At 56.1% G+C, this 1,187-nt stretch carries 1 pseudogene; it reads right to left on the minus strand.

Features of this window, described 5'->3' with window-relative positions:
* Positions 1-19: 19 nt before the first annotated feature.
* A pseudogene (locus tag CQW31_RS30730) lies at positions 20-1,122 on the minus strand (IS5 family transposase).
* Positions 1,123-1,187 lie beyond the last annotated feature (65 nt).

A 1,187-nucleotide genomic window follows, 5' to 3' on the forward strand; every position in this document is an offset into this window, starting at 1 on the left:
TAAGAGGGTGTAGACAAAATCAAGTCGTGAGCCGGCGTGCGAGCATCCTAGCCTCGGCCAGCCACACCCATGCCTCGCTAACAGCAAACAACCGGTCGTGGTGCATAATCAGTCGCCGAGCTCTCTCGTTCCAAGCATGAGTCCGCTCCACCACCCACCGCTTGGGCATTACCACGAAACCGGTCGGAGCAGGCGCTACCGCAAACATATCGCCTTGCTCTGAATGCCATTTACCTGTTCGTCGGTTGTTTGGCCCGCGGATCACTTGAACGTCGACCGCGTGCGTTTGATTCATGCGCTGGGCCCATTTTCCGGCGTATGCACTATCAACGAACAGCGTATTCAATGACGGGTATTTTTCCTTCGAATAAGCCACTGCGTCATCCGCCGCGTCCCGATCCTGCACACTTGCTGCACTGATACTCACCGCCAGAAGCAGGCCCAACGTATCGACTATCAGACTTCGTTTGCGCCCCTTCACCTTCTTGCCAGCGTCGTAGCCACTGTCCCCTCCCTGTGGAGAGCTGCGAGTTGATTGCGAATCCAAAATGCCGCCGACGGATTGTCGTCACGATCCTCTCTGTCGCGCCATTGGGTTCGTAAGCGATCATGCATCTGCTCAAATTTGCCCTGCGTACTCCACCGGCGGAAGGTCTTGTAAACATTGTCCCAGTGAGGAAACTCGCGCGGCAGCATGCGCCATGAGCACCCCGTGCGTACTACATAGCAGCAGGCTTCGAGCAGCATCCGTCGAGAATGACGCGGTGGCACACCACGACCTCCCTGAGTTTCAAACAAATCGGCGACCAGCGCCCATTCAGCATCAGTCAGGCAGCTGGGATATCGTTGCTCCGGCAACTGGCGTCGGTGCGTTTCGTTGTAGCCGTAGGACTTGCGAGGTTCGGGTGAAACAAAGCTGCCTTTGGCACGCTGCTTCACTCGTGTAATTCCAGCCAGCTTCAAGGCTTTTGCAAACGTGTCGGGATGAGCGGTGATACCCGTTTCAGCATGGAATGCATCCGCTAATTCAGCTTGGCTGGAGAAGGGATGGGTTTGTGCAAGCTTGACGAGCATTGGGTACTGCTCTGCGGCAATCGCGGGCGGGCGTCCGGTTCGAGGCATGACTTCAAGGCTGTCCAGGCTGAAGGAGTGGTGAGTTTAGTTTATTTTGTCTACACCCTCTTAGG

This window comes from Pseudomonas sp. 382 (genome assembly GCF_002759075.1).
Lineage (GTDB): Bacteria > Pseudomonadota > Gammaproteobacteria > Pseudomonadales > Pseudomonadaceae > Aquipseudomonas > Aquipseudomonas vlassakiae.